The sequence below is a fragment of the Kitasatospora sp. NPDC127111 genome, from assembly GCF_042677465.1.
Taxonomy (GTDB): domain Bacteria; phylum Actinomycetota; class Actinomycetes; order Streptomycetales; family Streptomycetaceae; genus Kitasatospora.
This window is the reverse complement of the sequence record NZ_JBHXTG010000054.1, coordinates 45668-52252: the sequence shown is the minus strand read 5'-3', so window position 1 is coordinate 52252 and position 6585 is coordinate 45668. Positions and strand designations below refer to the sequence as shown.

Below are 6585 nucleotides of genomic sequence, written 5' to 3'. Positions count from 1 at the left end.
CACCAACACAACCGTGATCTGAGGCACCACCGAACCCACCCCCGAACAGGAACCACCCAACCCACCCCCCAGCCCGGCCCCGGCCCACACACCCGCCCACCCCCCCCCCCACCCAACCCCCACCCCCCCCCCCCGCCCGCCCCGCCGCCCTGGGGGCGGGGCCCCCCCCGGGGCGCCTCCCCCCGGCGGGGGGCCCCCCGGGGTCCCCCCCGCGGCCCCCCCGCCCGGTCGCCGGGTCGGCCGGCTCAGGAGAAGACGACGGAGCGCAGCTTGAGCCGGTCGCCGAGGACCTTGCCCGGGTTCATGACGTAGTAGGTGTCGCCCGAGCAGTCGAAGTCGAGGAAGACGGTGGCCGTCGAGGTGGTGAGGTTCGAGGGCGCGAACGCCGGATGCTCCTCGGTCGCCCCGAAGAGGTTGATGCACGTGCGGCTCTCCGGGTCGGCGATGCCGGCCGGGACCCCGGGGCCGACCTTGTAGAGGAACTCGCCGACCGCGGCGTTGGCGGAGGTGGGAACGGCGAGGACGAGGGCGACCGCGCTGGCGGCGGCGATCGTGGCATTGCGGAGACGCATGGGGCTGGAGCCTTTCACGGCGGTACCCGTGGGTACCGGGGAAATTGATGCGAGATCACCCTAGAAGCCCAAAATCCGCAGAAACGCTTCTTCCGATCCACTCGTTCGAGTGGTTTAGGCCCGAAAACCGCTACCCGCCGCCCTTCCGGACCTCGTCACCCCGGCGGGGCGGTGAAGTAGTACCCCGAGTCGACCAGCACCGGCAGGTACGCCTTCAGCGCGGCCACCGTCTGCGAACGGTCCCCGCCCCCGTCGTGGTTGAGCACGATGGCCCCCGGCCGGACGTCCTTCAGGATCCGGTCCGTGATCACGCTCGTCCCCGGCCGGGCCCAGTCCCGCGGGTCCACCGACCAGGCCATGTTCCGCATCCCGAGGTCGGCGGCCACCTTGAGCGAGGCCGTCGACCAGTCCCCGCCGGGCGCCCGGAACCAGGTCGGCGGCTTCCCGATGGTCCGGTTCAGCAGGTCCGAGGTGCGCGTCAGCTCGTCCCGGACCTGGGTGTCCGACAGCCGTCGCAGGTCGGGATGGGTCCAGGTGTGGTTGGCGATGTGGTGGCCGCGGGCGGCGATCTCGCGGACCAACGCGGGGTGTTCGGCGACGTTCTCGCCGATCAGGAAGAAGGTGGCCCGGATCCCGTACTGCTCCAGGAGGCTCAGCACGGTCGGGGTGTAGCGCGGATCGGGACCGTCGTCGATGGTGAGCGCCACCACCCGCCGCCCGCCGTCCAGCTCGTACACCGGTTTGCTCTCGGCCGCCGTCAGCACCCGCGGCGCGGCCACCGGCGAACCGGTGGCGACACCGGGCAGGGCGGAGGGCGCGGCAGGGGCGGCGGACGACCCGGCCGTGGGGGTGGCGGCGGCCGACGGCGCCGCGGGACCGGGCGCCGCGCCGGGCACCTCCGACGCCCCGTCGGCCGCCCGCTCACCGGCGGCGCCGTCCGCGGCCCCCTGCGGGCCCCTGCACCCGGCGATCCCGAGCAGGGACATCCCGGCCGCGACCAGCAGCAATCTTCGCGAAGTAATCTGACGATCAGACAGCATGCTCGGATGCATCCCCCGGAGCGCTCCGGCCGTCCCACCGGCAACCCCGACGGCCCCCAGCACCACCCGGACGGCCCACCCGGGCACCCGCGCCCGCCCCGCCGCCCGCACCGCACGCCCACGAACCGGCAGCGCCCGCCCGCCGTCCCGTCGGAGGCCGCTACGCTGACCCCCAAAGTGTGATGATCTGCCTTCAGAGGACGTGGCCATGACGACAAGTCAGGACTTCTCCGACCAGCCCGAGCGCGCCGAGGCCGAGCTGAGCGAGTGGGAGCGCTTCGGCGTCGACACCAGGGCCCCGCACTCCGCCCGCGTCTACGACTACTGGCTGGGCGGGAAGACCAACTTCCCGCCGGACCGCGCCATGGGCCAGGCCATCGAGGAGGCCGTCCCCAGCGTCAAGGCGATGGCCAGGGAGAACCGGGCGTTCCAGGGCCGCGCCGTCCGCCACCTCGCCGAGCGGCAGGGCATCCGCCAGTTCCTCGACCTCGGCACCGGCATCCCCACCTCGCCGAACACCCACGAGATCGCCGAGGCGGTCAGCCCCGGCACCCGCGTGGTCTACGTCGACAACGACCCGATCGTGCTGGCCCACGCCCGGGCGCTGATGGTCTCCACCCCGGCCAGCCGCACCACCTACCTCCACCAGGACCTCGGCAAGCCCGACGAGCTGCTCGCCGACCCGGCGCTCACTTCGACCCTGGACCTCGACCAGCCGGTCGGCCTGCTGATGATCGCCGTGCTGATGCTGGTCGCCGACGAGGACGACCCGTGGGGCAAGGTCGCCGCGCTGCGCGACGCGCTGCCCTCCGGCAGCTGCCTCGCGCTCACCCACCCCACCCAGGACTTCGACCCGGAGAGCGTGGCCAAGGTCGCCGAGGCGGCCCGGGCCGGCGGGATGACGCTGGTCCCGCGCACCCGCGACGAGGTCGCCCGGTTCTTCGACGGCTGGGAGCTGATCGAGCCCGGCGTCGCCCCCGTCATGGCCTGGCGCCCCGACGGCGAGCCGCCGGCCGACCCGTACGCCGCCTACTACTGGGGCGGCGTCGCCCGCAAGCCGTAGCGCGACCTCGCGGTGGGCGCGGCCGCGCCCACCGCGGACGCTCACTTCAGCAGCCGCGACAGCCGGCGGTCGGCCAGCGGCTTGCCGCCGGTCTGGCAGGTCGGGCAGTACTGCAGCGAGGAGTCGGCGAACGACACCTCGCGCACGGTGTCCCCGCAGACCGGGCACGGCTGACCGGTCCGGCCGTGCACCCGCAGGCCGAGCTTCTTCTCCGCCTTCAGCTCCCCCGCCGCCAGCCCGCGGGAACGCTCCACCGCCTCGCGCAGCGTGGTGCCGAGCGCCTCGTACAGCCGGGCCGTCTCGTCCTCGGTCAGGCTGGACGCCAGCTTGTACGGGGACATCCGCGCGGCGTGCAGCACCTCGTCCGAGTAGGCGTTGCCCACCCCGGCCAGCACGCTCTGGTCGCGCAGCACGCCCTTCAGCCGACGCCGCTCGTCGCGCAGCAGGGCGGCGAACGCGGCCAGCGTGAAGGACGGGTCCAACGGGTCCGGGCCGAGCCGGGCCACCCCGGGCACCTCGGCCGGGTCGCGCACCACGTACACCGCGAGGCCCTTCTTCGTCCCCGCCTCGGTGAGGTCGAAGCCGTCCCCGGTGTCCCCGGCCAGCCGCACCCGCAGGGCGAGCGGGCTCTTCCCGCCCGGCCGCGGGGGCTCGGCGGGCAGGCTCTCCTTCCACCGCAGCCAGCCCGCCCGGGCCAGGTGGATCACCAGGTGCAGGCCGCCGGCCTCGATGTCGAGGAACTTCCCGTGCCGCGTGACCGGGCCGACCGTCGACCCCTCCAGGGCCGTCACCGGCGGGTCGTAGGTCTTGAGCGCGCTGATCGCCACCGGCTGGACCCGGGCGATCACCCGCCCGGTCAGCCGCTCGGACAGGTAGGCGCTGAGGGCCTCGACCTCGGGCAGCTCCGGCATGCGCCCAGTCTGGCGCAGCCCGCCGGCCTTTGCCTGTCCAGCCCGGGTGGGCGCAGGCTGGAGGTGCCCGCGCACCGCGTGCAGCGGTTCCCGAGGAGGTCCGGCCCGGCCATGAGCACGCTTGAGGAACAGATCGACGTCGAAGCCCCGGTGCTCGCGGCCTGGGAGCAACTCCACCGGGTGCACGACTACCCGCGCTTCGTCTGCGGCGTGCGCAGCGCCCACCCGCACGGCCGGAACCTCGCGCACCTCGGCGTGGAGATCGCCGGCGCCGCCCGCGACGTGGAGACCGAGATCACCGACCGCGGGCGGGGGCGGGTGATGGCCTGGCGGACCGTGGACGGCCTGCAGCTGCACGGCGCGTTCGCCCTGCTCCCGCTCGACGGGGGCCGCACCCGGGTGCAGATCCGGGTCGAGTACGACCCGGAGGCGGTGCACGAGGTGTTCGGCGGCCCGCGCGGCTTCGCGCTGGCCGGCGCGGTCGAGCGCGCGGTCCGGGCCGACCTGGAGCTGTTCCGGGAGCTGGTCGAGGGCCGGGTGGCGGCCGCCGGCGCGTCGGACGACTGACCGGTAAGGGGCACATAAGTGCAGGTCAGGGCGGTCGTGAGGATCTTCACAGCGGGCCGTCGGCCCGGTCGTCGACCGGCCGGCCTGTGGCAGACTCGGATGCCATGCAGCGGTACACCGGCCGCACCGGCCCGGCCTCCAGGACGCTCCGCGCGGCGGTTTTCGCCGCGCTGGTCGTGCTGCTCGCCGGCCTCGGCCAGGTGCTGGTCACCGGCCGGCCGCTGCCGCTCGGCACGCTGGCCGTGGCCGGCGCCGCCGTTTTCGCGATGGCCTTCGCCCTCGCCGGTTCGGAGCGCCGCTACCCGGTGGTCGCGGCGGTCTTCCTACCGCTGGAGCTGGGCCTGAGCGCCCTGTTCGACCTCGCCCAGACCACCTGCCCCGCGCTGCCGCCCGGCTCCGCCCGCGGCTTCGAGCCGTTGCTCTGCGGCGGCGGCTCGCTCGGCGGGTTCCTGCTTGGCCACGAGACCGGCCGGTCCACCGGCGTGCTGCTCCTCGCGCTGCACACCGTGATCGCGCTGGCCGCCGCGTTCTGGCTGCGCCGCGCCGACGCCGCGCTGACCGGTCTCGCCCGGTCGGTGCGCGTCCTCGGCGACTTCGCGCAGCGGGTCCCCGGCGCGGCCGGCCGCTGGCTGCCGCTGCTCGCCGCCCCCGTCCCGGTCCGCCCGGTGGCGCGGGTGCCGTTCCCGCGCGCCAGCCGGGTCCGCGTCCCGGCCGAAGGCGTCCTGCTCACCCCCGCCGTCCGCCGCGGGCCGCCCCTCCCGGTGCCGGCCGGCTGAGAACGCCCTCCCTTCGGCGTCTCCCCCGGTCACCCCGCCGCGCGCCCGTACGCGCCCGCCCCGCTCCGCGCCGGCCGGCCCACCCGCCGACCGACCGACGAGAGCACCGGACCGAGAGCACAGGACGACACCCCCCATGAGCAAGCAGCCCCACCCCTCCCGCCGTACCGAGAACGCCGCCCGCCGCAGCGCCACCGAGCGGCTGCGGGCCGAGCGCGAGCGCGCCGAGCGCTCGGCCCGGATCCGCCGCCGGACCGTCGTCGGCGGCGCCTGCGCCGCCGTGCTCGCCCTCGCCGCGGGCGCGGCCTTCGCCGTGGGCGGCTCCTCGGGCTCCGGCGACGCCGCCGCGAAGGGCCCGCTGGTCACCCCGGCCAACGCGAGCGGCGCCGACGGCACCGTGATCACCTACGGCAGGGCCGACGCCCCGCACACGCTGGAGATCTACGAGGACTTCCGCTGCCCGTACTGCGGGCAGCTGGAGACCACCGACGGCGGGACCATCCAGCAGCTCGCCGACGCCGGCACCTACAAGATCGAGTACCACCTGGCGACCTTCCTGGACCAGGGCCTCGGCGGCAGCGGCTCGCGCACCGCGCTGGCCGCCGCGGGCGCGGCGCTCAACGAGGGCGTCGACAAGTTCAAGCAGTTCCACGACGTGCTGTACGCCCACCAGCCGGACGAGCGCGAGGACGGCTTCGCCGACGTCAACCGCCTGCTCGACCTGGCCGGGCAGGTCCCGGGCCTGAAGACGGACGCCTTCGTCAAGGCCGTCCAGGACGGCACCTACGTCCCGTGGGCCGACCAGGTGAACAAGGCCTTCGACCGCAGCGGCGTCACCGGCACCCCGACCGTCAGGCTGGACGGGAAGAAGCTGGAGGTGTTCGCCGACGGCGCGCCCGTCCCGCCCGACCGGTTCACCGCCCTGGTCGGGCAGGTGACCGGATGACCTCCGCCACGCCCGCCCGGACCCACGGCGCGAGCCGCCCGTTCGCCCTGCTGCTGGTGATCGGCGGCGCGGTCGGCCTGTTCGCCTCCTTCGTCCTCACGCTGGACAAGATCCGGCTGCTGAAGGACCCGTCGTACGTCCCCAACTGCAACATCAACCCGATCATCAGCTGCGGCTCGATCATGCGCAGCGACCAGGCCGAGGCCTTCGGCTTCCCCAACTCGCTGCTCGGCCTGGCCGGCTTCGCCGCCGTGATCGCGATCGGTGCCGGGCTGCTGGCCGGGGCGGCGTACCGGCGCTGGTTCTGGCTCGGCCTGCAGGCCGGGACGGTGTTCGGCATCGGCTTCGTGACCTGGCTGATGTACCAGGCGCTGTACCGGATCGGCGCGCTCTGCCCGTACTGCATGGTGGTCTGGGCGACGATGATCCCGCTGTTCTGGTACACCACCCTGCACAACCTGCGCTCCGGCGTGATCCCGGTGGGGCGCCGGCTGCGCCCGGCCGTCCGGGAGGCCGCCCGCTACCACTGGGTGGTGCCGGCGCTCTGGTACGCGGTGATCGTCCTGCTGATCCTGAAGCGGTTCTGGTACTACTGGAGCACCCTGGTCTGAGCACCCCGCCGATGCGATCGGCCGGTAGCCGGCCCGCCCGAACGGGTGTACCGGCGACGGCCGCCGGGCAACGGTAGGAGGGGGGCTTCCCGCCGAGGA

8 protein-coding genes are annotated in these 6585 nt (G+C 74.6%); 5 read left to right on the top strand and 3 right to left on the bottom strand.

Annotated elements, in window-relative coordinates; all coding sequences use genetic code 11:
• Positions 1–245: 245 nt before the first annotated feature.
• Positions 246–572 carry a hypothetical protein gene (locus ACFVHB_RS27815; RefSeq protein WP_380327687.1) on the bottom strand — a complete coding sequence of 109 codons (327 nt, stop codon included), beginning with the start codon at positions 570–572 and terminating at the stop codon, positions 246–248.
• 155 nt (positions 573–727) lie between these two features.
• Positions 728–1612: a polysaccharide deacetylase family protein gene (locus ACFVHB_RS27810; protein ID WP_380327685.1), complete on the bottom strand. Its 885-nt coding sequence runs from the start codon at positions 1610–1612 to the stop codon at positions 728–730.
• Between the two features lie 208 nt (positions 1613–1820).
• Between ACFVHB_RS27810 and ACFVHB_RS27805 the strand changes: the two genes are divergently transcribed.
• Positions 1821–2675 (top strand): SAM-dependent methyltransferase, encoded by an 855-nt coding sequence (locus ACFVHB_RS27805; RefSeq protein ID WP_380327683.1) that lies wholly within the window; start codon positions 1821–1823, stop codon positions 2673–2675.
• Between the two features lie 41 nt (positions 2676–2716).
• Here the strand turns inward: ACFVHB_RS27805 and ACFVHB_RS27800 are convergent, their stop codons facing one another.
• Positions 2717–3586, bottom strand: coding sequence for an Fpg/Nei family DNA glycosylase (locus tag ACFVHB_RS27800; protein WP_380327682.1), 870 nt, complete (start codon positions 3584–3586; stop codon positions 2717–2719).
• Positions 3587–3697: 111 nt separating this feature from the next.
• Between ACFVHB_RS27800 and ACFVHB_RS27795 the strand changes: the two genes are divergently transcribed.
• From ACFVHB_RS27795 to ACFVHB_RS27780, 4 genes are all read left to right on the top strand, one after another.
• Entirely contained in the window at positions 3698–4153 is a 456-nt protein-coding gene (locus tag ACFVHB_RS27795; RefSeq protein ID WP_380327680.1) for an SRPBCC family protein, read from the top strand.
• Between the two features lie 104 nt (positions 4154–4257).
• Positions 4258–4929 carry a hypothetical protein gene (locus ACFVHB_RS27790; protein WP_380327678.1) on the top strand — a complete coding sequence of 224 codons (672 nt, stop codon included), beginning with the start codon at positions 4258–4260 and terminating at the stop codon, positions 4927–4929.
• 136 nt (positions 4930–5065) lie between these two features.
• On the top strand, positions 5066–5875 hold the full coding sequence (locus tag ACFVHB_RS27785; RefSeq protein WP_380327676.1) for a DsbA family protein: 810 nt from the start codon (positions 5066–5068) through the stop codon (positions 5873–5875).
• Positions 5872–6486, top strand: a complete 615-nt coding sequence (locus ACFVHB_RS27780; protein ID WP_380327674.1) for a vitamin K epoxide reductase family protein — start codon at positions 5872–5874, stop codon at positions 6484–6486. Before ACFVHB_RS27785 ends, ACFVHB_RS27780 begins: the two co-directional genes overlap by 4 nt.
• Positions 6487–6585: the final 99 nt, after the last annotated feature.

Bases quoted from the DNA above. Each gene is read 5' to 3' on its own strand.
- ACFVHB_RS27795 (WP_380327680.1), top strand. From the start codon at position 3,698: ATGAGCACGCTTGAGGAACAGATCGACGTCGAAGCCCCGGTGCTCGCG.
- ACFVHB_RS27815 (WP_380327687.1), bottom strand. From the start codon at position 572: ATGCGTCTCCGCAATGCCACGATCGCCGCCGCCAGCGCGGTCGCCCTC.
- ACFVHB_RS27785 (WP_380327676.1), top strand. From the start codon at position 5,066: ATGAGCAAGCAGCCCCACCCCTCCCGCCGTACCGAGAACGCCGCCCGC.
- ACFVHB_RS27780 (WP_380327674.1), top strand. From the start codon at position 5,872: ATGACCTCCGCCACGCCCGCCCGGACCCACGGCGCGAGCCGCCCGTTC.
- ACFVHB_RS27810 (WP_380327685.1), bottom strand. From the start codon at position 1,612: ATGCTGTCTGATCGTCAGATTACTTCGCGAAGATTGCTGCTGGTCGCG.
- ACFVHB_RS27790 (WP_380327678.1), top strand. From the start codon at position 4,258: ATGCAGCGGTACACCGGCCGCACCGGCCCGGCCTCCAGGACGCTCCGC.
- ACFVHB_RS27805 (WP_380327683.1), top strand. From the start codon at position 1,821: ATGACGACAAGTCAGGACTTCTCCGACCAGCCCGAGCGCGCCGAGGCC.
- ACFVHB_RS27800 (WP_380327682.1), bottom strand. From the start codon at position 3,586: ATGCCGGAGCTGCCCGAGGTCGAGGCCCTCAGCGCCTACCTGTCCGAG.